The organism is Georgenia yuyongxinii (assembly GCF_006352065.1).
GTDB classification, from domain to species: Bacteria; Actinomycetota; Actinomycetes; order Actinomycetales; family Actinomycetaceae; genus Georgenia; species Georgenia yuyongxinii.
On the sequence record NZ_CP040915.1, the window covers coordinates 63957 to 90541 of the forward strand.

19 protein-coding genes and 1 pseudogene are annotated in these 26585 nt (G+C 75.0%); 10 read left to right on the forward strand and 10 right to left on the reverse strand.

Annotated features, from left to right (window positions below; genetic code table 11):
* Positions 1-202: 202 nt before the first annotated feature.
* From FE374_RS00310 to hrpA, 4 genes and pseudogenes are all read right to left on the reverse strand, one after another.
* Positions 203-1078 (reverse strand): annotated as a pseudogene (locus tag FE374_RS00310) (ABC transporter ATP-binding protein); the annotation flags it as partial.
* Entirely contained in the window at positions 1075-3966 is a 2892-nt protein-coding gene (locus tag FE374_RS00315; RefSeq protein WP_139926724.1) for an FtsX-like permease family protein, read from the reverse strand. The pseudogene FE374_RS00310 and the gene FE374_RS00315, both read right to left, overlap by 4 nt.
* Entirely contained in the window at positions 3963-7139 is a 3177-nt protein-coding gene (locus FE374_RS00320) for an ABC transporter permease (RefSeq protein ID WP_139926725.1), read from the reverse strand. The genes FE374_RS00315 and FE374_RS00320 overlap by 4 nt, the downstream gene beginning before the upstream one ends.
* Before the next feature lie 27 nt (positions 7140-7166).
* Entirely contained in the window at positions 7167-11582 is a 4416-nt protein-coding gene (hrpA, locus tag FE374_RS00325) for an ATP-dependent RNA helicase HrpA (RefSeq protein WP_168205517.1), read from the reverse strand.
* Between the two features lie 127 nt (positions 11583-11709).
* Between hrpA and FE374_RS00330 the strand changes: the two genes are divergently transcribed.
* The 6 genes from FE374_RS00330 to FE374_RS00355 all read left to right on the forward strand — a co-directional run bounded on the left by FE374_RS00330 (position 11710) and on the right by FE374_RS00355 (position 16470).
* Entirely contained in the window at positions 11710-12915 is a 1206-nt protein-coding gene (locus FE374_RS00330; RefSeq protein ID WP_139926726.1) for a multidrug effflux MFS transporter, read from the forward strand.
* Between the two features lie 142 nt (positions 12916-13057).
* Positions 13058-13729 (forward strand): alpha/beta hydrolase, encoded by a 672-nt coding sequence (locus FE374_RS00335; protein WP_139926727.1) that lies wholly within the window; start codon positions 13058-13060, stop codon positions 13727-13729.
* 35 nt (positions 13730-13764) lie between these two features.
* Entirely contained in the window at positions 13765-14289 is a 525-nt protein-coding gene (locus FE374_RS00340) for an ASCH domain-containing protein (RefSeq protein WP_139926728.1), read from the forward strand.
* A gap of 132 nt (positions 14290-14421) precedes the next feature.
* A complete protein-coding gene (locus FE374_RS00345) occupies positions 14422-15468 on the forward strand; it encodes an endonuclease/exonuclease/phosphatase family protein (protein WP_168205518.1) in 1047 nt (348 codons plus the stop codon).
* Positions 15469-15541: 73 nt separating this feature from the next.
* Positions 15542-16225: a GNAT family N-acetyltransferase gene (locus tag FE374_RS00350; RefSeq protein ID WP_139926730.1), complete on the forward strand. Its 684-nt coding sequence runs from the start codon at positions 15542-15544 to the stop codon at positions 16223-16225.
* Positions 16222-16470, forward strand: coding sequence for a hypothetical protein (locus tag FE374_RS00355; protein ID WP_139926731.1), 249 nt, complete (start codon positions 16222-16224; stop codon positions 16468-16470). The genes FE374_RS00350 and FE374_RS00355 overlap by 4 nt, the downstream gene beginning before the upstream one ends.
* A 3-nt stretch (positions 16471-16473) precedes the next feature.
* Here the strand turns inward: FE374_RS00355 and FE374_RS00360 are convergent, their stop codons facing one another.
* The 6 genes from FE374_RS00360 to FE374_RS00385 form a co-directional block, all read right to left on the reverse strand.
* The gene (locus tag FE374_RS00360; protein ID WP_139926732.1) at positions 16474-17247 is read right to left on the reverse strand and encodes an alpha/beta hydrolase family protein; all 774 of its coding nucleotides are present in this window, start codon (positions 17245-17247) and stop codon (positions 16474-16476) included.
* 98 nt (positions 17248-17345) lie between these two features.
* Positions 17346-17912, reverse strand: coding sequence for a hypothetical protein (locus FE374_RS00365; RefSeq protein ID WP_139926733.1), 567 nt, complete (start codon positions 17910-17912; stop codon positions 17346-17348).
* Between the two features lie 60 nt (positions 17913-17972).
* The gene (locus FE374_RS00370; protein ID WP_139926734.1) at positions 17973-18686 is read right to left on the reverse strand and encodes an ABC transporter permease; all 714 of its coding nucleotides are present in this window, start codon (positions 18684-18686) and stop codon (positions 17973-17975) included.
* On the reverse strand, positions 18683-19600 hold the full coding sequence (locus FE374_RS00375; RefSeq protein WP_139926735.1) for an ABC transporter ATP-binding protein: 918 nt from the start codon (positions 19598-19600) through the stop codon (positions 18683-18685). The genes FE374_RS00370 and FE374_RS00375 overlap by 4 nt, the downstream gene beginning before the upstream one ends.
* A gap of 77 nt (positions 19601-19677) precedes the next feature.
* Positions 19678-20274 carry a TetR/AcrR family transcriptional regulator gene (locus FE374_RS00380; RefSeq protein WP_139926736.1) on the reverse strand — a complete coding sequence of 199 codons (597 nt, stop codon included), beginning with the start codon at positions 20272-20274 and terminating at the stop codon, positions 19678-19680.
* Between the two features lie 102 nt (positions 20275-20376).
* On the reverse strand, positions 20377-20604 hold the full coding sequence (locus tag FE374_RS00385) for a PLDc N-terminal domain-containing protein (RefSeq protein WP_168205519.1): 228 nt from the start codon (positions 20602-20604) through the stop codon (positions 20377-20379).
* A gap of 186 nt (positions 20605-20790) precedes the next feature.
* On the opposite strand from FE374_RS00385, the gene FE374_RS00390 reads away from it, so the two are divergent.
* The 4 genes from FE374_RS00390 to metE all read left to right on the forward strand — a co-directional run bounded on the left by FE374_RS00390 (position 20791) and on the right by metE (position 26360).
* The gene (locus FE374_RS00390; RefSeq protein WP_223173597.1) at positions 20791-21786 is read left to right on the forward strand and encodes an SAM-dependent methyltransferase; all 996 of its coding nucleotides are present in this window, start codon (positions 20791-20793) and stop codon (positions 21784-21786) included.
* Positions 21787-21819: 33 nt separating this feature from the next.
* Positions 21820-22737, forward strand: a complete 918-nt coding sequence (locus FE374_RS00395; protein WP_139926739.1) for an NADP-dependent oxidoreductase — start codon at positions 21820-21822, stop codon at positions 22735-22737.
* Positions 22738-22893: 156 nt separating this feature from the next.
* Positions 22894-23925 (forward strand): methylenetetrahydrofolate reductase, encoded by a 1032-nt coding sequence (locus FE374_RS00400; RefSeq protein ID WP_168205520.1) that lies wholly within the window; start codon positions 22894-22896, stop codon positions 23923-23925.
* 8 nt (positions 23926-23933) lie between these two features.
* Positions 23934-26360: a 5-methyltetrahydropteroyltriglutamate--homocysteine S-methyltransferase gene (gene metE / locus FE374_RS00405; protein ID WP_139926741.1), complete on the forward strand. Its 2427-nt coding sequence runs from the start codon at positions 23934-23936 to the stop codon at positions 26358-26360.
* Positions 26361-26585: the final 225 nt, after the last annotated feature.

Consider the following 26585-nt stretch of genomic DNA (forward strand, 5'->3'; position numbering starts at 1 on the left):
CGCGCCGGCCGCGTCCCCACCGCCGGCCGGCACCGGTCTCGCCGCCCTTATGTGGGAGCAGGCCACGGCCGGCCCGCTCGTCCGCACGCGCCGCGGGGCGTTCGGCCCGGTGCGCGTGCGGCCGCGGCTCGTGCACCTCGCCGCGTCGCGCCTCGCCCCGGTGCGTCCCGCGCGCGCGATCCGCGGCCTGCCCGCGGGCCGCCGGCCACACACCGATGTGGTCGGGGGTCAGGTCCAGGCGCACCCGGTCGCGCATGTCCAGCGCCGCGGTGAAGTCCCGCGGCAGCTGCAGCCGGCCCGCCCGGTCCAGCACCGCGTACTCCTCGGCCACCAGCAGCTCGCGGCCCTCCTCGTCGACGTCGGTGCGGCGCACCACCTCCGAGCTGGTGCGCCCGTCCCGGATGCCGATGGTCCGGTGTACGTGCTCCGAGACGAGGGCGTCGTGCGTGACCACCACCACCGTCACCCCCAGCTCCGTGTTGACGGTGCGCAGGGCGGCGAACACGCGGTCGGCGCTGGCCGAGTCGAGCTCACCGGTGGGCTCGTCGGCGAGGAGCACCTGAGGGTCGTTGGCCAGGGCCACGCCGAGAGCGACCCGCTGCTGCTGACCGCCGGAGAGCTGGGCGAGCCGGTGCTCGCGCACGTCCCCCAGGTCGAGCAGCTCGACCAGCCGGCCCGCCCGCCGCTCACGCTCGCTCCGCTCCACGCCCGCCAGGAGCATCGGCAGCACCAGGTTCTCCTGGGCGTCGAGGTAGGGCAGGAGGTTCTGCGCCGCCTGCTGGTAGAGGAAGCCCACCACCTGCCGGCGGTAGCGCAACCGGTCGGCCGCGCGCATGGTGAGCAGGTCCTGCCCGGCGACCCGGGCGACCCCCGCGGTGGGCCGGTCGAGCCCGGACAGGATGCGCAGCAGCGTCGACTTGCCCGACCCGGACGCGCCGATGATCGCCAGCAGCTCGCCGGGGTCCACCAGCAGGTCCAGCCCCTGCAGCGCGACGACCTCCACGCCCTCGGACTGATAGATCCGCAACAGGTTGTCGCAGACGATCTGCGCGTCGTGCCCGTAGGCGAGGGTGGTCATGTCTGGTCTCCGATCCGCAGGGCCGAGGACAGGTTGGCGCGCCGGTCCCGGGCGGCGTCCAGCAGGACGGCGACCGCGACGGCACCGGCGACGAGCACGCATAGCGCCACCGTGACGAGAATGTCGGGCCGCAGCGGCGGGTCCGCGGGGCCGCCGGTGAACGGGGAGAGGTCGAGCGCCGGCCCGAGCAGCAGCGGCAGGGCCAGGCCCACCGCCACCCCGGGGAGCAGGGCCGCGACCGCCAGGGGCAGCACCTCCCACGCGGGCAGGCGCCGCACGTCCCGCGGACGCATGCCCATGGTCCGCAGCCGTGAGACGGCCGCGCGTCGCTCGGCTGCGCTCAGGGCGAGCAGCAGCGCCACGCTGACCACCGAGTACCCGGCGGCCAGCACGACCGCGCCGGCGTAGGCGCGGCGCAGGTGGGCGGGCAGCGGGGCCTCGGCGACGGCGTCGCGCACCTCCTCGCGCGAGGTCACGTCCCGGCTCGCCGACGGCCCTAGCAGCGCCTCGACGCGCGACTCCGCGTCGGCGTCCGCGGTGCCGTCGCCGGGCGCGTCACCTACGCCCTCGCCCGGTACGTCACCCCCCAGCGTCCCGTCGAGGTCCACCAGCACCGACGTGGGCTCCACGCCACCACCGGTCACGGCGGTGAGGTCCGCCAGCGGGACGAGCACCACCACCGCGTCGGCGTCCGCACCGCGGCGCAGCGCGGGTACCACCCCGCGCAGGTCCAGCGGGACCAGCCGGCCTGCCGTGCCCAGCGCGGCGTCGTCGCCGACGGCGGTGGAGACGGCCGCGGGCAGCGGGTCGTCCCGGCCGCCCCCGCCGCCGAGATCGGGCAGGTCGACCGCCAGCGGGGTGCCGGCCAGCAGCTCCGCGAACGCCGCCGGGTCCGCGCCCAGCGCCGTGACCGGCCGCAGCTCACCCACCGCCGCACCGACGTCCCGGTAGGCCGGCACCACCGCCGCCACCCCGTCCGCGCCGGCCAGTGTCTCGACCTGCTCGGCGGTCAGCGCCGGGTCGTCCACCCGGAGGTCGGCGCCGACCTCGCGCCACGCGGCGCGGGACTGCTCGACCGCCACGGTGCTGAGCACCGTGCCGGCGAAGATCGACAGGGCGACGGCGAGCAGCAGCACCAGCAGCGGCAGCGCCGATGCCGGGCGGGCCCGCGCCGCCCGGGCGGTGCCCAGGAACGCGGTCAGGCCCGGACGGCGGGCGAGGGCACCCGCGGCCCAGCGGATCGGGTAGGGGTACAGCCGCAGCACGACCAGGCCGACGGCGAGCCCGACCAGCGTGGGCACCAGCGCGGCGTACAGGTCGACGCCACCCTCGGCCGGCTGGGACAGGCCGCGACGGCGCAGGGCGAGCACCCCCAGCACGGCCAGGGCGAGCACCGCCAGCTCCGGGGCCAGCCGGGCCGCCGGGTGCAGTCGCCCCCGGGCCGGCGGGCCGTGCAGCGTACGGGTCTCCGCGCGCACCGCCCACGGCACCACGAGCAGCGGGAGGAGGACCGTCGCGGCGGCGAGCAGCAGCGGCGCGGGGGAGCCGCCGTCGGGCACGAGCACCCACGCCGCCACGAGCGCCACCACCGCGCCGGGCAGCACCCAGGCGAGGGTCTGGGCGGCCAGGAGGAGCGAGACCTGGGTCAGCGAGGCACCGCGGGCCCGGACGAGCCGCAGGCGTTCGCGCCGCTGGCTGGTGCCCACGAGCATGGTCAGGGTCGTGCTGAGCACCGCCAGCGCCGCGATGCCGGCGTAGGCCACCGAGTCCAGGCTGCGGGTGACCCCCACCGCCAGGGCGTGCGCGTCGAGCAGGCCGACGAGGCCGGTGGAGGCCCGGACTGGGAACGGGGCCAGGGTCGTGCCGGCCGTCTGCACCCGGCCAACCGCAGCGGTCAGGACCGCCGCGTCCGCCGCCCGGAGCCGCTCGGCGTCCCACACGAAGCGCCAGGCATGGGTGAGGTTCCCGGAGACCTGCGGCGGGAGCGACGGCGGCGCGCCGGCCCCGGCGAAGGCACTGGTCAGGGCGCCGTACCCGTCCTCCGCGACCAGTGCGGTGGCTAGCCAGCGCAACCCGCCGTCGCCGGTCGGCGCCCGGGCCGGGACGAGGGCCCGCGGGTCGGCCGCCCAGTAGTCGTCGCCGTCGTCGACGGCACGGAAGATCCCCGTCACGACCACGGTGAACTGGGGCAGCTGCACGCCGTCGCCGGGGGACTCGAGCAGCAGCGCGTCGCCCACCTGCGCGTCAAGGGTCGCGGCGACCGGCTCGGCGAGGGCGACCTCGACGGCCGGGAGGTCGCCGCCCGGGTCCGGGCTGGTCAGGTCCGGGTCGACCGCCACCCCGCCGAGCTGCGACGTGGGCGCCCGGCCGGCCACGAGCTGCACCCGCTCGGTCCAGGCCTCCTGCATGCGCAGCGTCAGTCGGGCCGGCTCGCCGCCGGGCTGGGCGCCGTCGGGCAGGGTCCGGCTGTCGAAGCCTTGGGAGTAGGCGGCGAACCCTGTCGCGCCGAGCAGGTCGGCGGCCGGGGCGCCGAGCCGGTCGAGCACCGCCTGCCGCACGTCGGCCACGAGGGCGTCGGTGAAGGGCTGAGGCTCGAAGAACCGGCCGGGGGTGCCCGAGACGGTGAGGTCGCGCTGGACCGGCAGGGCCGTGGCGACGCGGTGGACGAGCGCGTCGTCATAGGCGGCGGCCGCGGCTCGCGGGGCGGCCACGACGAAGAGGGTGGTCACGGCCACCAGCACCGCGAGGACCACGTTGACCTCGGGGGTCAGGTGGAGCTGGCGACGCAGCAGCGCGAACCAGCCGGGCAGGACGGCGCGGCCCACCGGCGCCTCGGCGTCCGGGTGCGGTGCACGCTCCGGCGGGGCCGCTTCGGCGGGGCCGCTCATGTCGTCCCTCCGGCACGGAGGATCGCGGCCACCCGGCGCGGCCGCAGCCGCCGGACCAGCCCGAGGGTGACCAGGAGCAGGAGGACCACGACCGCCACCGCGAACCCCACCAGCGCCAGCCACGGCGGCGCCACCTGCACGGCCGGCACGGGCGGGACGACATCGGTGGAGATCACCGTCGAGGGCACGATCGCGACGGCCGCGACGGTGCCGAGGACCACCCCCAGCACGGTGGTCCCCGTGACCAGGGCCGCCCGCTCCACCAGCAGCGCGCGCCGGACGGCCCGCGGCGGGGCCCCCAGGGCGTAGAGCACGGCGAGCTCGCCCCGCTGGCGGTTCATGAGCACGACCGTGGTGACCGTGAAGCCGATGACCGCAAGGACCAGCGCCGCCCCGGTGACCAGCAGCAGGGCCTGGCTCATGCCGGCGGCCAGGGGGTCGGCGGCGAGCTCGGCGGCGGCGGCGGCCCGGTCGGCCACCACCGTGCCCGGTGGCAGCGCCTCGCGCAGGGCCTCGGCGACGGCGCTCGCGTCGGTGCCGTCGGCGCTCTCGGGCAGGCCCAGCCACCACTGCGTCACTCGGTCGGGGGCGGCCAGCGCCGCGGCGGTGGTCCGCAGGTCGGCCGGGTCCAGGCCCCGGGCGACCAGGGACGGCAGGTCGGCGACGATGCCCTCGCGCGGCTCGTCCAGGCTGGGCCAACCCGCCACGACGGCGGTCGGCACCAGCGTCAGCGAGCCACCGTTCCAGGGGATGCGCACCTCCTCACCCAGCTCGGCTCCGGCGGCGGCGAGCACCCCGGGGGTGACGAGCACGGGCAGCGGCCCCGCCGCCGTCGCGCCGGCTCTGACGGCGACGGCGCGGCCCTCCCCGCCCGACCACGACCACTCGGTCGATCCCGGCACCACCACCGGCGCCGCGCCCGCCTCCACCGTCCGCATCTCGCGGACCAGGTCGCCGCGCAGCGGGCCGGGCAGCTCGGCGTCGAGCCCGGCGACGGCGAGGGGGTAGGTGGGGATGCCGTCGTCCGAGCCCCCGGTGAGGTCGAATGTGAGGGTGTGGAGGCCCGGCGCGGTGGGGAGGTCCACCGCGACGCGGTGCCACAGGCCGCTGCCGTCCTCGAGCACGACCGCCAGGCGGGCCCCGGTCGTCGGCCCCGGGGTGGCCCCGGCTGCCGGTTCGGCGGCGGTCCCCGGCGCCGCGTCGGCGAGCTCGACGTCGACGGCGAGCGTGGCCGGCTCGCCGGGCAAATCGAGCACCGCCGAGGCCGGGCGGGCAGCGACCAGCGGCTCGAGAAGTCCGGCGAGGTCGCGCCCGCCGAGCTGGTCCGGGCGGGCACGCACCACGCCCGGCGCGCGGTCGACGTCGAGCGCGAGGAGGTCGACCCCGTCGAGCGGGCCAACCGTGACGTGCTGGCGCAGCACGGGCAGCACCCGTTCGCGCCCGCCGACCTCGGCCGCGAGGAGCTGTTCGACCGTCAGCGAGGCGGCGGCAGGCGCCATCGGCAGGTCCACCCGCAGGTCGGCACCCACCTGGTAGGTGGCCTGGTCCGCGTGCGCCTGGGCGGCGGTCCCGCGGTGGACGAGGGCGAGGGAGCCCATGGCGACGGCCAGGACCAGCAGCAGCACGAGCCCGGACTGGCGCGGGAGGTACCGGTCCACCTGCCACCCGCCCCACGCCGTCGGCAGTCCGCGGCTGCGGCTCGCGAGGCGCCGACCCAGCCGGGTCAGCACCGGCAGCAGCCGCAGGCTCACCACGCTCACGGCCAGCAGCACCAGGGCCGGGGCGCCCACCACGAAGGGGTCCACCCGGCCGGTGAGCGCCGCCGCGCCCGCCGTGCCCGCGTACCGGCGCAGCTGGGTGTACCCGACGACGCCCAGACCCACCAGCACCAGGTCCAGGCCCGAGCGGCGCACCAGGGCCAGCCGCGGCCGGGCGGCGCGGCGGGAGCCCGGCGCGGGCGGCGCCGTCCGGGCGGCGGTGACCACCAGCAGCACGCCCACGGCCACGGCGACAGCGACCGCCGTGAGCCACGTGCCGGCCGGCGCGGCACCGGTGCCGGCCAGGGCGGTGGCCAGCGGCGGCGCCACCAGACCGGCCACCACTGCGGCGGGGACCGCAACGACGGCGGCCTCGGCCGTGGCGAGCAGGAGCAGGTGGCGGCGGTCGGCGCCGCGGGCCAGCAGCAGGCGGTCCTCCGCGTCCCGGAGGGAGCCGAGGAGGGAGCCGGCGAGCAGCACCGCGGTGGCCGCAAGCAGCCCGAGGAGCAGGGCCGGGGTGAGGAGGGCCGAACGGGTGCGCAGCTGGGTCGCGTGGGCGCCCGCGAGCAGGTCCGGCAGCGGGGAGGTGACCTCGGTGTCGGCCAGGACCGGGCGTGAGGCGAGGTCTTCGAGGAGCGCGTCGACGTCGGCGCGGGCGGCCGGCAGCGCGGCGGCGTCCAGACCGGCGAGCTGCGGGTAGAGCCGCCAGGTGGCGTTGGCGCTGCGAGCGAGGTGGTCGGCGAAGGTGGCCGCCGTCGTCACGAGCGGGCCGTAGGTGGTGAACTCCTCGCGCACGACCCCGGTGTTCGCGAAGGCGTCCCCGAGCCAGAACGGGTCCGTGGGGTCCGTGGCCCGGTAGATCCCCGTGACCGTGACGGCGAGCTCCTGCGGGCCGGTGGGCAACCGGCTCTCTAGCCGTACCTGCTGGCCCACCGCCCACCCGAGCTGCTCGGCGACCGCCTCGGGCGCCGCGACCTCGATCCGGGTCGCCGTGGCCGGTGCGGCGTCCCGCGGCCAGGCGCCGCCGACCAGCTCGGCGTGTTCCTCGATGCCGGACAGGTGCGCTAGGCGGGCGAGGTCGGGGCTGTCGGGCTGCCCGCCGGGCAGCGTCCAGGAGACCGACCGGGTGGCCAGGTGGACCGTGATCGGTCGGTCGGCGGCGGCCACGGCGTCGCGCACGGCAGTGTCCATCGCGGCGAGACCGTCGGCGTGGATGCTGCCGGACACGACGATCGAGCGATCGACTGGCTCCGCACTGGTGACGGCGGTCGTCACGCCGCCGCGAGACAGAGAGCTGGTGAAGGCCTGGAGCGTGGCGAGGACCAGCACTGCCAGCACCGCGGTCGCGACCACGGCGGCGACGGCGGCGGGGTGTCCGCCCAGCCGCCGGGTCGCGAGCCCACCGAGGGTCCTCACGCGGCAAGTATGTCGTGAGGGTGGGGGCTACACCTCGGCCAAGACCTTGCGGATCCTCTTCTCCGAGACCTTGATCGGGGTGCCGAGCTGCTGGGCGAAGAAGCTCACGCGGAGCTCCTCGAGCATCCACCGCACCTCCGCCAGCCGGGCGTCCCGGGCGGGGTCCGGCGCCAGACGCTCACCGGCCGCGACCTCCGCCTCGTAGGCCTCTTCCAGCTCGCCGACCTTCCATGCGAGGTCCGCGTCCTGGTGGACGTTCTGCTCGGCCCGCTCGATCCGGCGCTGGGCGGCGCGGAGGTAGCGGGGCAGGTGGACCAGCCGGTCGGGCGGGGTGGAGGAGACGAACCCCGGGAACACCAGCCGCGCCACCTGGTCGCGCACCTCGGTGAGGGTGTTGAGCAGCATCATCGACGTCGCCGACTTGATTGCGGCCTCGACGTCGCGGTGCGCGTCGAGCGTGGCGACCACCTGCCCGATCACGCGGTGCACCCGTTCCTCGAGCGCCGCGCGGACGTGCGCCACCAGCTCGGCGTACGCGCTGGCGTCGACCACCTGCCGGCCGGCGTGGGCCGCGGTCCACTCGTCCACGAGCGCACCGACGGCGGCCAGCTGCACGTCCGCCACCAAGGCTTCGGTGTTGGGGTACGGGCTGGCGGCCAGGGTCAGCGCCTGCCGTCCGGTCCACCGGCTCGTCACGCGCTGGACGTTCAGGGCGGTCTCGAGGAGCACGAGGCGGCGCAGGCCCAGCCGGTGGGCGGCGGCCTGGTCGCCGGCGTCGGCCAGCACCCGCAGCGCTACGTTCGGGGTGCCCTTGCCGCCGGCACCCGACAGCTCCACCAGGGCGGGGTACCCGCGCACGATCAGCCCCTGCGACCCGGTGGACTCCACCTGGCGTGGGATGGTCCCGCCTGGCACGTCCGGCCAGGTGGTCAGGTCGTGCTGCTCGGGAAGCATCGGCGTCACGTGAGCGGATCGCGCCACATCGTCCCCGCCGGCTGTGGAGGATGACGCCGATGAGGTCAGTGAGGCACCGTCTGAACGGGCGGACGAGGACAATGTGGCGCGATCCGCACGGCCGGCGGGCCCGGACGCCACCTGGGCCTCTTCCATCGCGACCCGCACCGCCCCCCGGACCGCCGCCCGCACGGCCTGCTGCGCCTGGGGGGCGAGCTCGCGCTGGAGCGCGATGAGGTTCTTGCCCTCGGAGAGCACGGCGCCACGCTCGGAGAGCACCCGGAAGGTCATCCGCAGGTGGTCGGGCAGCTTCTCCTCGTCCCACGCGTCGTCCGGCACCTCCACGTCCCGCAGCCGCCGCACGGCGGACGCGAAGGCGTCGTGGTAGGACTGGGCGCCCTCGGGTGCGGGGGCGACCTCGTGCCACGGCGGCAGCGCGTCGACGACCTGCCGGGCCACGTCCGGGGCGGGCACGAGCTGGACCCGGACCTTTTTGGGCAGCGCCCGGATGGTCGCGGTCGCCAGCTCCGGCGCGAGCCCCGGCACCATCCAGTCGAAGCCGTCCGGCCGCAGCCGGGCGAGCACCTCCACCGGCACGTGCACGGTCACCCCGTCGGCGTACGACCCCGGCTCGAACTGGTACGTCAGCGGCAAGGTGAGGTCGCCCTGTCGCCAGGTGTCCGGGAAGTCGGCCCCGGACACGGCGGCTGCCTGCGGGACGAGCAGGTCCATCGTGAAGGTGAGCAGGTCCGGGTCGGTGCGCCGGGTTTGCTTCCACCAGGTGTCGAAGTGCCGGGCGCTGACCACGGACTCGGGCAGCCGCTCGTCGTAGAAGGCGAACAGTCCGTCCTCGTCCAGCACGAGGTCCCGCCGCCGGGCGCGTGACTCGAAGTCCTGAGCCTGGGTGAGCAGCTCTTGGTTGCGCGCGTAGAACTGGTGGTGCGTGCGCCACTGCCCGCCGACGAGCGCCTCCCGGATGAACATCTCCCGGGCCAGCTCGCGGGCGCTGACGTCCCCGAGCGGGGTGTCGCCCAGGCGGCCGAGCAGCACCGGCCGGTCCGCGACCAGCGTCATCCCGTAGAGCAGCACCTTCTCCTTGACCATGGCGGCGCCGTGCTTGGTGGACCAGTACGGCTCGGAGTAGGTCCGCTTGACCAGATGGGCGGCCAACGGCTCGACCCACTCCGGCTGGATGCGCGCCACCGTCCGTGCGAACAACCGGGACGTCTCCACCAGCTCCGCCGCCATCACCCAGGCGGGGGTCTTCTTCACCAGGCCGGAGCCGGGCCAGACCACGAACCGGGTGCCGCGGGCGCCGGCGTACTCGCGGCGCCGCTCGTCCCAGGAGCCGAGGTTGGACAGCAGCCCCACCAGCAGCGACTGGTGCAGCGCGTCGGCGCTCGCGGCGTCCGAGCCACGCCCGACGGCGACTACCGCCCGGGCCAGGTCGGGGCGCCCGTCCGCGGTGTGCTCCGCTGTCGCCGCGATCTCGTCCTCGTGCGGCAGGGCCAGCGGTCGCAGGCTCAGGCCGAGCGGCTTGGCGAGCTGGCGCAGCTGGGCGACGACGTCCTGCCACTCCCGCACCCGCAGGTAGTTCAGGTACTCCGCGCGGCACAGCCGCCGGAACGCCGAGCCGGACAGGTCACGCTGCTGGGTACGCAGGTAGCGCCACAGGTTGAGGTAGGCCAGGAAGTCCGAGGTGGGGTCGGTGAAGCGGCGGTGCTTCTCGTCCGCGGCCTGCTGGTGCTCGCTGGGCCGCTCGCGCACGTCCTGCACCGACAGGGCGGCGACGATGATCATCACCTCGGCCGCGCAGCCGTTCTTCTCCGCCTCGAGCAGCATCCGGCCCAGGCGCGGGTCGATCGGCAGTCGGGCGAGCTGGCGGCCGACGTCGGTGAGCCGGTCGCGGGGATCGGCCGCGGCCGGGTCGAGGGCGCCGATCTCGTGCAGGAGCTGCACGCCGTCGCGCACCGCGCGGGTGTCGGGGGGGTCCACGAAGGGGAACCGGGCGACGTCGCCCAGGCCCAGTGCCGCCATCTGGAGGATGACGGCGGCCAGGGAGGTGCGCAGGATCTCCGGCTCGGTGAACTCCGGCCGGGAGGCGAAGTCCTGCTCGGAGTACAGGCGGATGGCGATCCCGTCGGCCACGCGGCCGCAGCGGCCCGAGCGCTGGTTGGCGCTCGCCTGGGAGACCGGCTCGATGGGCAGGCGCTGGACCTTCGTGCGGGTGGAGTACCGCGAGATCCGGGCCGTGCCGGGGTCGATGACGTACCGGATGCCCGGCACCGTCAGCGAGGTCTCGGCGACGTTGGTGGCCAGCACGATGCGGCGGGTGGTGTGCGGCTCGAAGACCCGGTGCTGCTCGGCGGAGGACAGCCGCGCGTACAGCGGCACCACCTCGACGGCGCCCGGCACCGTGGAGCGCCCGCCCGGCGCGAGGTAGCGGGGCCCGAGGTGCTCGGCCAGGGCCACGTGGGTGTCGCGGATCTCCCGCTCCCCGGAGAGGAACACGAGGATGTCGCCGGGACCCTCGGTCATGAGCTCGTCGGCGGCCTGGAGGATGCCGGTGATCTGGTCCAGCGGTTCCTCGCGCGGCCCCTTTCCCGGCTTCGTGGCGACAGGGCGGTCGTCATCGGTCCCGTCCGGGTGGGTGGCATCGGGCGTCAGTGGCCGGTACCGGAGCTCGACGGGGAAGGTGCGCCCGGAGACCTCCACCACGGGGGCAGGCTCGACGGGTGCGCCGTCCGGGCGGCCGGCCTCGCGGGGGCCGAAGTGGGCGGCGAAGCGGGCCGAGTCGATGGTCGCGGAGGTGATGACGACCTTGAGGTCCGGGCGCCGCGGCAGGAGGTTGGCGAGGTAGCCCAGGATGAAGTCGATGTTGAGGGACCGCTCGTGGGCCTCGTCGACGATGATGGTGTCGTAGCGGCGCAGCAGCGGGTCGCGCTGGATCTCGGCCAGCAGGATGCCGTCGGTCATGAGCTTGACCAGGGTGGTCGCCGACACCTCGTCGGTGAACCGGACCTGGTAACCCACCGCCCCGCCCAGCTCGACACCGAGCTCCTCGGCGATGCGCTCGGCCACGGTGCGCGCAGCGAGCCGGCGCGGCTGGGTGTGCCCGATGGTGCCCGTGATGCCACGGCCGAGCTCGAGGCAGATCTTCGGGATCTGCGTGGTCTTCCCGGAGCCGGTCTCGCCGCTGACGATGACGACCTGGTGATCGCGGATCGCGGCCGCGATCTCCTCGCGCCGGGCGGACACCGGCAGCTGCTCGGGGTAGCTGATCCGAGGGCGGGCCGCCTCGCGGGCGGCCAGCTGCTCGGTCGTCCACGCCCGGTAGCCGCCGCGGCGCGGTGTGCGCGCACCGTCACGGTCGGCGCGCTCCGGTTCGCGCTCGCCGCCGCGGCCCCGGCGCCCGCGCCGCCGGCGGGGGGCACGCTCACCCGACGGCGGTGCCGCCGTCGTCGTCCGCTCGTCCTTCTCGCCACTCACGATGACCCATTGTCACCGATGTGCCGGGGGCCTTGCTGCCCGGGCTGCACCTGGTCCCGGCACGGCACCGGTGCTGCCTGCCGGGCGCCTGCGCTTCCCGACCGGACGGCGGGCCTAGGCTCGAGCGGTGAGTGCGCAACGCCGGCGGATCGGAGCCTGGTTCGTCGTGCTCCTCGCGGCGGTCACCGCCCTCACCCCGCTGACCATCAACCTCTACCTGCCGGCCTTCCCGCTCATCGCGGACGAGCTGGGGGTCAGCCATGGGCAGGTCCAGATCACGATGACCGCCACCCTGGTGGGCGTCGCCGTCGGGCAGCTGTTTCTCGGTTCGGTCTCCGATGCCGTCGGCCGGCGGGCGCCGCTCGTGGTGGCGTTGGGTGCCTATGCCGTGGTCAGTCTGGTCATCGCCGCCGCCGGGAACGTCGCCCTGCTGACCCTGCTGCGGTTCGTTCAGGGGTTCCTCGGGGCCGCGGGCATGGTGGTCGCGATGGCGGCCGTGCGGGACATGTACGAGGGCGTGCGGGTCGGCAAGGCGCTCTCGCGGCTGATGCTCGTGGTCGGCGTGGCCCCGGTGATCGCGCCGGCGCTCGGCTCGCAGCTGCTGCTGGTGGGCTCGTGGCGCCTGCTGTTCGTTGTCCTGGCGGGGCTCGCCGTCGTCCTGCTGGTCCTGGTCCTCCTCACGCTGCCCGAGACCCTGCAGCCGACTCTGCGCCGGCGTGGTGGCACCCGGGGCGCCGCCCGCAGCTACGTGAGCCTGCTGCGAGACCCGGCGTTCGTCGGGCTCGTGGCCGTGGGTGGTCTGGCCATGGCCGGGCAGTACATCTACATCTCGGCCTCGACGTTCGTCTTCCAGGAGGCGTACGGCCTCACTGCTCAGCAGTTCGCGCTGGTGTTCGGCTTCGGCGCGATCATGGTGACCGCCGGCACGCAGGTGTCCGGTGCGCTGCTCGGCCGGGTCCGGGCGGTGCGGATCGTCGGCGGGGCACTGGTGGTGGCGATGTGTGGGGCAGCCGCGATCGCCGTCGTCGCCCTCACCGTCGGGGTCGGGCCGGGCCGCCTGTGGCCGCTGCTCGCCGCGCTGATGCCGACCGTCGGCGCCGTCGGCGTGCTCCTGCCCGCCGTCCCGGCCATCGCCCTGGCCCGGCAGGCGCACGACGCAGGCAGTGCCTCCGCCATCCTGGGTGCCGCCCAGTTCGGCATGGCGGCGGTGGGCGCGCCGCTCAGCGGGGTGCTCGGGACGTCGGTGACCACGATGGCCGCCGGCATGTTCGTCGCCAACGCGCTCGCGGCCTGCGTGCTGCTCACGATCGCGCGCCGCCTGCCCGGCATGTAGCGACCCCGTCCGACCTGGCCGGGGCGGAATTCCCGACGGCGTTCAGCGGTTGACCGAACCGGCCGGCACGCGGCGCACCCGCACCGTGCCCCGACGGCCGGACCGGGCCGACGGCCCTCGCCCACCGAACCAGGAGCCCCGTATGAGCACGCCCCCCACCATCGACGCCGACGCCGTCCTGTGGTCCGCCCCCGCGGAGGAGCGGGCCGGCCGGCCGCTGCTGGTGCTCATGCACGGCTACGGCTCGAACGAGAAGGACCTCTTCGGGCTCGCCGAGTACCTGCCCGAGCGGTACCTGGTCGCCTCGCTGCGGGCGCCGGGCACCAACGACTACGGCTACGAGTGGTTCTCGCTCGGCGGCGAGCTCGCGGGGCCGCGCGGCCATCAGCAGACCGAGGCCACCGACCGGCTGCGCGAGGAGGGCGCCAACCGTGCCGCCGAGGCGGTCCGAGCCTGGCTGGACGGCTTGGAGGGCTATTCGAGCGTCGGGCTCGGCGGGTTCTCCCAGGGTGGCGCGATCGCCGTGCAGGTGCTGCGCCAGGACCCTGAGCGCGTCGCCTTCGCCGTCAACATCTCCGGCTTCGTGGCACCCGGTGAGCTCGACGGCGACGCCGTCCTCGCCGAGCGTCGCCCGCCCGTGCTGTGGGCCCGCGGCGACGCCGACCAGGTGATCGCGCCGTTCCTGATCGAGCGCACGGCAGCCTGGCTGCCCGAGCACAGCGCGCTGACCGCACGGGTCTACCCGGGCCTCGGCCACGGGATCTCCGCACAGACGCTCACGGACCTGGTCGCCTTTCTCGACGCCCAGGGCTGACCCGGCCCGACCGGCGCCTCTGCCAGACTCTTGCCATGGACTCCACCCCTCCCGAGGACGAGGCCGTCGAGCTGTTCTGGGCCGAGGCGCGCAAGGTCGTGGGCACCACCCGGCTGGAGGGCGTGGTGGGGCAGGACCCCCTCGCCGCGCTGACGCCGCCGGCCTGGTCGTTCGGCCAGGACGCCGAGGAGGCGGACGAGCTGCTCGCGCTGGTCGTCGCCGGCGTCAAGACGGCGACGGCGAGCGCCCTGTGGGAGTGGGAGGAGGAGGACGAGCCGCTCCCTCAGGGTGGCGACCTGTCCATCGTCTGCGACGGCGCCGGTGAGCCGCGCCTGCTGGTGCGGACCGCGTCGGTGCAGGTGGTGCCGTTCGACCAGGTGCCGACGGCGCACGCCCTCGCCGAGGGGGAGGGTGACAAGTCGCTGGCGCACTGGCGTGAGGTCCACGAGCGGTACTTCCGCGAGGTCCTCGCGCCCTACGAGCGCGAGTTCGCCCCGGACATGCCGGTGGTGCTGGAGACGTTCACCGTGCTGCACCCCAAGCCACGCCGGCGCGGCTGAGGCGGGCGGCCGGGTGGTCGGCCCCTCGTCCCCCTGCGCCATGGGGCCGACCATTTCGGGCAATATTCGTCCAGGATGGGGTGCGCTCGGGGTTCGCGCATCTCGGGACGCCCCTCCTGCCACACTGGCAACGTGCGCGTCGTCGTCGGCTGGCTTCTCACCCTGCTGCTGGGCGCCGCCGCGGTGCTCACGCTCAACCCGGAGTGGCTGGCGCGGCTCAACCCCGGCTGGGCCGGTCTGACCACCATCTATCCCGTCTCGCAGGCCATCGCGCTGCGGCCGCTGCTGGCGGGGGTCTTCGCGGTGCTCGCGCTGGTGATCCTCGCCGTCGGCGTGTTCCGCCGGACCCGCATGCGCCGCGGCATCAAGACCCTCACCCTCGGGGTCGTCGTCCTCGCGGTGGCCGTCGGTCACGCCTGGGTCGTCTGGGACCGTGGCCTGGACAACCCCGGCCGCCTCACCGCCGACGACGGCGTGCGCCCCGCGGATGCCGGCACCGGCGCGATCACCGTGCTGACCTACAACACCCTCGACGGGCGCACGACGGCGGAGGACGTCGCCGACCTGGCCGCGCAGAACGGCGCCGACGTCATCGCGCTGCCCGAGACCCCCCAGGCGACCGCGGACGAGATCGCGGCGCTGATGCTGGCCGAGGGTGCGCCGTTCCAGGTCTTCGTCGACGTCAAGGGTGAGCCCGGGATCGGGTCCACCGCCCTGCTGGTCGCCTCGACCCTGGGCGAGTACGTCCAGACGCCGGGCCCCCAGACCTCCCTGGGCGCCGTGCGCGCGGAACCGGCCAGCGGTGTGGGCCCGCGGCTGGTGGCCGTGCACGTCTCCCCGCCGATCAGCCGGCTGACCGCCCAGTGGCGGGCGGACCTGGAGGCGGTCACCGCGCTGTGCCGGGGCCGGGACGCCGCCGGGCTGGTCGTGGCCGGCGACTTCAACGCCACCCTCGACCACCGTCCCCTCCAGGACCTGGGTGGGTGCGCCGACGCCGCGCTCGCCGGGGGGGTCGGTGGCGTCAGCACCTGGCCCGAGCGCACCCCCGCCTGGCTGGGCTCCACCATCGACCACGTGCTCGCCGACCCTGCCCGGTACCGGGTCACCGAGGCCGCCGTCGTCCAGCGCGGCGAGAGCGACCATCGCGGCGTCGTCGCCCGGCTGCTGCCGGGCGAGTAAGACCCCGGCCGTGGTGACCGTCGCCCGAAAATTCGTGGAGCCGTGCCGTGCCGCGGTGCCACACTCGGCCGCTGTGAGCACGTTCCGCATCGCCGAGCTGGCGGTCCCCGCCGACCCGACCGCCACCCCCTCGTGGGCGGCGCAGGGCTGGCACGACGTCGGCGTCGAGCACATGCGCGACGCCCTCGGCCACGACGACTTCATCGACCCGGCAGCCAGCCTGGTGGCCTCCCACGCCGACCAGCGCCATGAGGTCTCCGTCGTGCTGCTCGCGCTCGTCCCGACCGCGGCCGCCGGCCTGCCGCTGATGCCGGCGACCACCACAGACCGGGAGGCCGACGCACCGGGCCGGGCAACGGACGTCCTCGGCTACTGCCGGCTCTCCATGCCCGTCAAGGACAACACCCACCTCGTCCACGTCGACCTGGCGGTCCGGCCCGGTCTCCGCCGGCAGGGCATCGGCACCGCGCTGTGGCGTGCGGCCGAGTCCCGGGCCCGCGCCGCCGGCCGCACGGTGGTCAGCGGCTGGACGACCCGCGTGGCGGAGGCCGACGCGGGCGACCCCGACGCCCTGGTGCCGCCCACCGGCGTGGGGCGTCTGCGCGCGGCCGACACCCCCGCGCGGTTCCTGCGCGGCCGAGGCTTCACGCTCGTCCAGACCACCCGGCACTCCATGCTCGCCCTGCCGCTTCCCGACGGCGCTGCCGTCGCCTGGCGCGCCGAGGCCGTCAGCTCGCGGCCTTCACGCAGATCATGACGCCGGGGCACCGGGCGGCGATGGCGTTCCAGTACAACACCCTGGTGCGCGCCGACCACCGCGGTCGCAGCCTCGGGCTGCTCGTCAAGGCGGTCAACCTCCAGCTGCTTGCCGCCACCAACCCGGCCGTGCGCCGCGTGCACACCTGGAACGCGGGGGAGAACGCGCACATGCTCGCGATCAACGAGCACATCGGGTTCGCCCGGGCCAGTACCGAGGGGGTCTGGCAGCGCCGGCTCGGCTGAGGCTCAGCCGGCTCGCTCGTCGGGCACGTGCTCGGCGAACCACGCCAGCGCCAGCTCGACGACGGCGTCGATCCGGTCCCGCACGCCGTGCCGGGCGCCGTCGACCACCTCCAGGCGTGTGGTTGCCGGCACGCGGGGCAGCCCCTCCCGGGTCAGCTCGGTGAGCTCGGCGTCCTCCTCCGCGCCGCCGTAGACGAACAGCGTGGGCACCCGCAGCCTGCCGAGGACCTCGTCCTGGTCGATGAGGGAGTAGTCGGCAAGCGTCTCGCGCGAGATCACCGAGAACTCGCGTGCGGTGCCGGCGTTGTCGTCCGGCACCCGCATGACCCCGTGCTCCTCGATCTCGTCGAGCTGGGCGGGGGAGAAGATCTGGTCCCACGGATAGTTCATCGGGCCGGTCAGCGCTCCCGTCAGCACCATGGCGACGACGTCGGCCGGCTGGGCGTGCATCGCCACCAGGGCGCCGAAGGAGTGGGCGTGCACCGCCTGGACGGGGTAGCCCTGCTCCGTCAGCCACGCCGATGCCGAGCGTAGGTCCTCCACCTCCCCGGCGACGGTCACGACGTCGTCGTCGCTGGCGCCGCAGCCGGAGAAGTCCACCTGGAGCGTGGCGAACCCTGCGGTGCGGTACGCCGAGGCGAGGATGTCGAAGCGCAGCGAGGAGTGCCGGTCGGAGAGGAAGCCGTGCGCGAAGAGCACCCCGCGCGTGCCGGGGCCGGGCTCGAAGGTCCCGGCCAGCCGGATGCCGCGCGGCGTGGTGATCGTGACCTCGGCCATGCCTCCACGGTAAAGGGTTGGTATGCGGCACGTCAGGAGGTCGGCGGCGGGTCTCGCGATTTGAACCTACGACTGTCCAGAATCTGGCCGCCGCTGCGTCAGTGCGCCAGCACCGTGGCGAGCGCCTCGAGGCTGTCTCTCCAGAACTTCTTCGTCTCGGCCACCTCGTCGGCGTCCCGCAGCCGCGTGTGGGCGATGCCGATGCGGACCTTGGCGCGGCCGTCCTTGCCGGGCGGGAGCTCGTCGACCGCGAGGAGCACCCGGGAGTCGTCGTCGGCGCGGAACCGCACGGTCTTCGGCTCGGTCACGCCCACGATGGGCCAGTCGACGTCGAGCCAGTCGCGGCGCAGGTCGTCGTCGGCGAGGTGGGGCCACACCTCGGCGGGGGTGACGTACACGGTCTTGGTCACGCTGGCCTCGAAGAAGCCGTCCGGGCGCTGGCCGGGTGCCCGCAGGCCGCGAGACTGCTCGTAGCCCACGGTGACGCCCTGGGCCCACCACCCGTCGACGTCGTGCTCGCCGCCGAGCCAGCGGGCGATGCGCGTGTGGTCCCAGTCGCGGGCCCCGGCCTCGTCGAGGAGGGCGTACCACTCCACGCGTGAGCGACCTGTCGCCTCCTTGAGGCGCTCCTCGCCGATCTGCTGGTCGTGGCTGCGTGTGGCCATGGGTGGAGCCTATGACCGAGATACTCGCCCACCAAAGACGTAGGTCTGGGACGCCGCGCGCTACGGGGTCCGTCGCCGTAACGTCGCCGCGCCGAGCAGCACCACGGCGACGATGAACCCGACGAGCACCGCCACCGGCACCAGCAGGTCCGGACTGGCCTGGCGGGAGACCTCGTTCATGGCGTCGACCGCGTAGGACAGCGGCAGCACGTTGGAGACGTACTCCAGCGCTCGCGGCAGCTGATCGCGCGGCACCAGCAGCCCGCACAGCAGGAACTGCGGCAGCACGATCGCCGGCATGAACTGCACGGCCTGGAACTCCGAGCTGGCGAAGGCGCTCACGAACAGGCCGAGCGCCACGGCGAGCAGCGAGTCGAGCACCGCCACCAGCACCAGCGCCGGCCAGGGGCCGGCGACCGAGAGACCCAGCGGGCCGAGCATGAGCAGGCACGCGAGGACCGCCTGGACGACGGCGACGATCCCGAACGCCAGCGCGTAGCCGAGCAGGAACGCCACCTTGCCCAGCGGCATCGTCAGCAGCCGCTCGAGGGTGCCCGAGCGGCGCTCCCGCAAGGTGGTGATGGAGGTGATCAGGAACATGATGATCACGGGGAAGAGCGCGAGAAGGGCCGGGCCGATCCGCTGGAAGGTCGGGCCACCGTCGTAGATCCACCACAGCAGCGTCAGCAGCACGCAGGGGACCACCACGATCATGGCGATGGTGCGCGGGTCGTGGCGCAGCTGGCGCAGCACGCGGTCGGCGGTGGCGATCATCGGGGCGCCCCGTCGCCCCGGTGCCGGGGTGGTCCGCCCGGCCGGTCCGCCGCGGTGCCGACTGCTGCGGTCGCGGCGGCACGCCCGGTCGCGGGCCCGGTCGTGGGCTTAAGGGCATGCCCGGGCGGGGGTGTGGTGGGGGCCGCGCCGCCGCCCGCGATGAGGTGCAGGAACGCCCGCTCGGGGTTGTCCTGCCCGGTGCGGCGCAGCAGCTCCGGCAGTGTCGTGCGGGTCAGCACGTGGCCCTCGCGCAGCAGCACGAGCTCGTCGCAGCGCGCCGCCTCGTCCATCACGTGCGAGGAGACGAGCAGGGTGGTGCCGGTCGCGGCGAGCTCGCGGAACGTGCCCCAGAGGGACTCCCGCAGCACCGGGTCGAGGCCGACGGTGGGCTCGTCGAGCACGAGCAGCTCGGGCGTGCCGAGCAGGGCCGCAGCCAGCGAGACCCGGGAGAGCTGGCCGCCGGAGAGGGTGCCCACCAGCTGCTTGCGCTGCCGGCCGAGCCCGGTGATCTCGAGGACGTCCGCCACGCCCCGTGGGCCCGCGCCGGCCTCGCCCTCGCGCCTGCCGTTCGCGCGTGCGGCCGCGCGTTCGCCGGGCAGGCCGAGGACGCGGGCGAAATACCGAAGGTTCTCCTCGACGGTCAGGTCCGAGTAGACGCTGGGGGCCTGGGTGACGTAGCCGATGCGCCGGCGCAGCTCCCGGCTGCCCGCGGGCCGGCCCAGCACGGTGACGGTGCCGCCCGCGACCCGCTGGACGCCGAGGATCGCGCGCATGAGAGTGGTCTTGCCGGAGCCGGACGGGCCCAGGAGCCCGCTGACCACGCCGGCGGTGATGCTCAGGCTGGCGCCCTCGAGCGCCGTCGTGCTGCCCCGGACCACGCGCAGGTCCCGCACCTCCACGGCAGAATTCACCATGTAGTGAATTGTGCGCGTGGTGGCCCGGTCCGTCAACGGGCGCGTGCCCGGATGCGCATCGGCCCCGACCCCCGGCGTCAGCTGCCGTCGAGGTAGTGCTGCACGACCGGGCCCACCCTGTTGACCAGCTCGTCGACCGACGCCTGCGCCAGCGGCGAGGCGCCCACCACATGGCGCACCATCGCGATCCCGATGAGCTGGGAGATGGCGAGCTGCAGGCGCAGGTCCACGCCGTCGCCGTCGAGCATGGGCCGCACGGCCGGCGGCATCACCTCCTCGAGGAACTGGCGCAGCACGGCCGCCGCCTCCGGCTCGGTCGTGGCCGAGCGGATCAGTGCGACGAACGGCGCCCGCCACGCGGCGTCCGACCACACCTCGAGGAAGAGGCGCACCATGACCGCACCGCGCCCGGACGCCGGGGCAGACGCGAGCCGGGCGATCACCTCGCCTGGATCGAGCGGGATGTCCAGGCACGCGGTGAACAGGTAGCGCTTGGTGCCGAAGTAGTGGTGCACCAGCGCGGGGTCCACACCCGCACGGGCGGCAATCGCGCGGATCGTGGTGCCGGCGTAGGACTGCTCGGCGAACTCCGCGCGTGCCGCGGCGAGGATCTCCCCGCGCGTGTCCGGGCCGCCCGGTCGGCGGCCGGGCCCGCGGGTAGCGGGCGTGGGCATGGCGTCACTGTAGGGCGGCCCTAGCCCCGGGGCAGGGCATCGCTCGCCCCGGGGCAGTGCATGGCCCGCCCCGGGGCAGTGCATGGCGCGCCGCGGGCGCGCTCAGCCGTTGGCCCGGCGCCCCCAGCGGAAGTACGTCAGCGGGCCTACGAGGTTGACGGCGATGATGGCCGCCCACTTCAGCTTGCTGCCGCTGACCGCCTCGGCCGGCCGGCGGGCCAGGTCCGTCCAGGCCGTCACCGCCAGCGCGAGCTCTACCGCGCCGACGGCGATGATCGCCGCCTGCTGGCCCGCGCTGAAGTCGCCCCAGGTCTTCTTCGTCCGTGTCATCAGGCCTTCTCCGTCCCGTGTCATCCGACCCTTCCCGTCGTGGTCAGCATCGCGCCGCAGCGGCCGGGCCGCCAGGTCCTTCGGTCCCCGTGGACGCACCCGACCGGTGGACGCGCCCCGCCTTGCCCGCCACGATGGAGCCCGGCATCGACGGGAGGCGCGACGATGGCCCTGAAGGTGCGCACGGTGGCACGGCTGGTCGGCGCGGGGCACGTGGGCGAACGGCTGCGCGCCGTCCGCGACGGGCAGGCCGCGGTCCGGGCCGCCACCCTCAGCTCGGCCCTGGGCACGGGCGTCCTGGAGGCCCTCCGAGCTGGGCGGACGACGGCGGAGCTCGCCGCGGACCTGGCCGTCACCGACCACGCGCTGCTCGAGGCGTACCTGCGCACGCTCGAGGCCGCCCGCCTCGTGCGAACCGCCGGTGGACGACACCGCCTCGCCCGCCGTGGCCGTGCGGTCCTCGGCGACGACGTCGTGCGGGCGGCCTACGAGGGCTTCGCCGGCTACCACACCGGCCTCTACCGTGACCTTGCACTCCAGCTCCGGGGCGGGCCGGCCCGGGACGACGTCGTCCGGCACGGGGACGTCATCGCCAGGCTCTCCCGCGCGCTGGAGCCGCTCGTCCACGACACCCTCGACGAGGCGGTCGCGGCCACCCGCCCCCGTCGCGTGCTCGACGTCGGTTGCGGTGACGGCGCGAACCTCGTCCACATGCTCCGCGCGGCGCCGTCGAGCAGCGGGACGGGCATCGAGGTCGACCCGGCCGCCGCGGCCCTCGCCGAGCGGACCCTCCGTGCCGAGGGCTTGGAGGGCCGGGCGCACATCTTGAAGGGCGACATCCGCGGCCTCGATCCCCAGCAGATCGGCGGCCCGGCGGACCTGGCGCTGCTGGCCAACGTCATCTACTACGTGCCGGTCGGGGAGCGGCGCGAGCTCCTGCGCGACATCGGCGCCCTGGTCGCACCCGGCGGCACCCTCCTGGTGGTCTCCACCATGGCCGACCGGTCCGCGTTCAGCCGCCACTTCGACCTGCTCCTGCGCGCACAGTCGGGCGAGATGTCGCTGCCGACACCGGACGACGTGACCCGCGACCTGCGCGCCGCCGGACTCGACAACCTCCGCGTGCGGCGACTGACCAGGGGCGACCCGCTGCATGCGGTGACCGCCCGACGGCCGTCATGACCGGTACAGCCCCTGCCCTGGAGGAGATGAGCCGTGTCCCGCGTCCTCGTGTTTCGTGAGTACGGCGGTCCCGAGACCCAGGAGCTGGTCGAACGGGACGTGCCCGAGCCCGGTGCGGGGGAGGTCCGTGTCGCCGTTCGCGCCGCAGGCGTCAACCCGGCGGACTGGAAGCGGCGGTCGGGCCGGTTCGGCACGAAGATCGCATTGCCGGCCCCGATGGGTCTCGAGCTCGCCGGGGTGGTGGAGTCCGTGGGCGCCGACGTGGCGGGCCTGGAGGTCGGCGACGCGGTGCTCGGGGTGCCCGCGCGCGGCTGGGGCGCGCTCGCCGAGCACACCATCGCCCGCGCGGAGGACCTGGTGCCCAAGCCGGCCGCCGTCTCGTTCGTCGATGCGGCGGCCCTGCCCGTCGCCGGGGCCACCGCCTACGACGTCGTCCATCAGGTGCCGCTGGGCCCCGGCGCCACCCTGCTCGTCACCGGCGCCGGTGGTGGTGTGGGGGTCATCGCGGTGCAGCTCGCCGTCGCCGTGCTCGGCCTGCGGGTGATCGGCACCGGCAGCGAGGCTAAACGGGCGCTGCTCGAGGAGCTGGGTGCCGTCTTCGTGGCGTCGGGCCCAGGTGTGGCCGACCGGCTGGTCGCGGCGGCGCCCGACGGCGTCGACGCCGTGGTGGACCTCGTCGGTGGCGAGGCGCTGCGCGAGGCCGCCCGGCTCGCGCGGGAGCCGGCCGCCGTCGTCAGCACCGCGGACCCGGCCGGCGCCCGTGAGCTGGGTGGTGCGGGTGTGGTGCGCCACCCGACGCGGGAGTCTCTCGGGGCGCTGCTCGGGCACGTGGTCGCCGGTCACGTGCGTCCCCGGGTGAGCGGGGTGTTCCCCTTGGAACGTGTCGCCGAGGCGGTGGCCGCCGTCGAGACCGGGCACGCCACCGGAAAGGTGGTCGTCGAGATCGGGTGAGACCGCCGACGGCGCGCGTCTCGCCCGCTGGGAAACCTGAACCGGGCGGCAGCCCGCGACAGACCCGCGTGCCATGCTCCACCGCGTCCCCGCACCGCGGTGCCGGCCCCGACCGTTGGAGCGTCAGATCGCATGTCCACCTCTAGCCTGCTGTGTGTGACCACCGCGACGCACCCAACGGTCTCCTTCGAGCTGTTCCCGCCACGAAAGCCCGAGCTCTACGAGGCGGTCTGGCAGCGGGTGCTGCGCATGGCGGAGGCGGGACCGGACTTCTTCTCGGTCACCTACGGGGCCTCCGGATCGTCGCGGGAGGCGTCGGGGGAGCTGGTTCGCCGGCTGCTGGCCGAGACCAGCGTGCCGCCGATCGCCCACCTGACCTGCGTGGGGGCGGACCGTGAGCAGCTGGCCGCCCGGGTGCGTGGCCTCCTGCGAGCCGGGGTCCGGGACTTCCTCGCCCTGCGCGGCGACCCGCCGGACGGGCAGACCACCTGGGCGCCGCCGTCGGGCGGGCTCGCCCGCTCCAGCGACCTCGTCGCCCTGATCCGGGAGGTCGAGGCCGATGAGCTGGGGTACGGGCCGGCGGCCAGGGCCGGCGCGGTGGCCAGGTCCGGCCCGGCGGCCAGGGCCGGCGCGGCGGGTGAGCCGCCGAGCGTGGTCGCGCAGGACCTCGGGGTGGTGCCGGCCGACGTGGTCTCGGTCGCCGTGGCCGCGTACCCGTCGGGCACCTCCCACACCCGTGAGGAGGAGCTGGTCGCGCTGCGCGAGAAGCAGGACGCCGGCGCGGACTTCGCCATCACGCAGGTGTTCTACAACGCCGAGGCCTACGCGTCGCTGGTGGCCGACGCCCGCGACGCCGGGGTCCACATTCCCATCCTGCCCGGCATCCTGCCGCTCACCGACCCCCGGCGCCTGCACCGTCTGGAGGCGCTCAGCGGCGTGCCGGTGCCGGCCGACCTGGACGCGCTGCTGGGGTGCGACGACGACGCCGAGCGCCAGCGCCGGGGCATCGACGCGACCATCGCCCTCATCGACGGGGTCCTGGAGGCCGGCGCCCCGGGCCTGCACCTGTACACGTTCAACCAGGACCGTCCCGCCCTGGACGTGCTCGAGCACCTGCGCGCCGGCGGTCTGCGCAACCCCGCACTGCTCACCCCGCCGGCCGTCCAGCGCCAGAGCGCCGCCGGGTAGGAGGCCAGATGGCCGCGTCCCCGCCACCTGCCGCCGGTCCCGGGCCTAGCACCGGTTCCGGTCCCGGTTCCGGGCCCGGTTCCACGCCGGGACCGGACCGCACCGTGCCGTGGTTCCCGGACGCGACCATCCTGGGCTACCCGCGCATCGGGCCGAACCGGGAGCTGAAGAAGGCCCTGGAACGGTACTGGGCCGGCGGCGAGCTCGACGACCTCGAGGCGGCCCTGGAGTCGCTGCGCCGCGCCACCCGGGCACGGCTGGCCGCCCTCGGCCTGCCGGACGACGACGCCGCGATCCCGTCGGACTTCTCTGCCTACGACCACGTGCTCGACGCCGCGGTCACCCTCGGCGCGGTCCCGCCGCGGTTCGCCGACGTGGTCGGCGACGACGGCCGGGTGGGCGCGGCGGGCTACTTCGCCCTGGCACGCGGGGACGGGGAGCGCCCGCCGCTGGAGATGACGAAGTGGCTGGACACCAACTACCACTACCTGGTGCCCGAGATCGGACCCGGGACGCCGCTGCGCTTCGCGGACGACCGCGTGGTGCGCGAGTTCCTCGAGGCGGCCGGGGACGGCTCCACCACCCGCCCGGTGCTCGTCGGCCCCGTGACGTTCCTCCTGCTGAGCAAGCCCGCCGCCGACGCCCCCGCCGGCTTCCACCCGCTGGACCGGCTCGACGACGCCGTCGCCGCCTACGCCGACCTCCTCCATGCGCTGGGTTTGGCGAGCGCGCCGTGGGTCCAGCTCGACGAGCCAGGCCTGGTGTGTGACACCTGGGACGTGCCCCGGGACCGGGTCCTGGCCGCCACCACCCGTGCCTACACCGCGCTCGCGGGCGACCTGACCCGGCACGAGCGGCCCGCCATCTTCCTCGCGGCCGGGTACGGCGCGCTCGGGGACGCCCTGCCCGTGCTGGCCGCGTCCGCGGTGGAGGCGGTGGGGCTGGACCTGGTCTCCGGTGCGCTGCCGCCCGCCCCCGAGCTGGCAGCGCTGGCCGGGAAGGTGGTCGTGGCGGGGGTGGTCGATGGCCGCAACGTGTGGCGCACGGACCTCGAGACCGCGGTGCGCACCCTGCGGCAGGTCCAGGACGGGCTCGGCCCCGGCGCCCGGGTCGCCGTGGCCACCTCCACCTCGCTGCTGCACGTCCCCCACGACGTCGCCCGCGAGAAGCGCCTGGGGAAGCGGCTGCGCCGGTGGCTGGCGTTCGCCGACCAGAAGGTCGGCGAGGTCCTCACCCTTGCCCAGGCGCTGGCCGACGGGCCGGAGTCGGTGGGGGCCGAGCTCGCCGAGGACGCCGCCGCGCGCGCCGACCGCCGCGGCTACCCAGGCGTGCGGGTGGCCGCCGTCCGCGTCGCCGTCGCCGCGCTGACGGAGGCCGATCTCACCCGCGCGCCCTACCTCGAGCGCCAGGCCGCCCAGGCCGTCAGGTTCGACCTGCCCCTGCTCCCGACGACGACGATCGGATCCTTCCCGCAGACCAAGGCGATCCGCCGGGCGCGCACCGCGCTGCGTCGCGGCGAGCTCGACCATGCCGGGTACGAGGCGGTCATGCGCGAGGAGATCGAGCAGGTGGTCCGCCTGCAGGAGCGGCTGGGCCTGGACGTGCTCGTGCACGGCGAGCCCGAGCGCAACGACATGGTGCAGTACTTCGCCGAGCTCCTCGACGGCTTCGCGACCACCGAGCACGGCTGGGTGCAGTCCTACGGCTCGCGCTGCACCCGCCCGCCGATCCTGTGGGGCGACGTCGCCCGCCCGGCGCCGATGACCGTGCGGTGGGTCGGCCACGCGGCCTCCCTCACCGACAAGCCGGTCAAGGGCATGATCACCGGCCCCGTGACGACGCTGGCGTGGTCGTTCGTCCGTGACGACCAGCCGCTGGCCGAAACGGCCACCCAGCTGGCGCTGGCCCTGCGGCAGGAGGTGGCCGACCTGCAGGCGGCCGGCATCGGCATCATCCAGGTCGACGAGCCCGCCCTGCGTGAGCTGGTCCCGCTGCGCCGGGCGGACAAGGAGGCCTACCTCGCCTGGTCGGTGCCCGCGTTCAAGCTCGCCACCGCGGTGGCGGCGCCGGACACCCAGATCCACACCCACCTGTGCTACTCGGAGTTCGCGGTTGTCCTGGATGCCATCGACCACCTGGACGCGGACGTGACGAGCATCGAGGCCGCCCGCTCTGGGATGGAGATCTTGCCCGCGATCCACGAGCGTGGGTTCGAGCGCGCGATCGGCCCCGGCGTGTACGACATCCACTCCCTGCGCGTGCCCTCGGTGGAGGCCATCACGGACCAGCTCGCGGCGGCGGTCGCCGCGATCCCGGCCCGTCAGCTGTGGGTCAACCCCGACTGCGGGTTGAAGACCCGGCGCTACGAGGAGGTCGTGCCGGCGCTGACGAACCTTGTGGCGGCCGCCCGCGCGGTGCGGGCACGCCACCCCTAAGAGCTCTGCCCGGAAGATGTCATCTTCTCGGCGAGATGTCATCGGTGCGCCGACGGCGGTGCCTCGCCACTGCCGCGCCCGCACGCCGGGCAGGGCGCGCCCGGCCCGACACGCCATCGTTTCCGAGAACCCACGCATCTCCACTGATTTCGTCGTCCAGCAACTCATCAACGATGGAATCCCTTGTTAGCCGTCACAGGGCATGCCAGGATCGCCACAATCGGG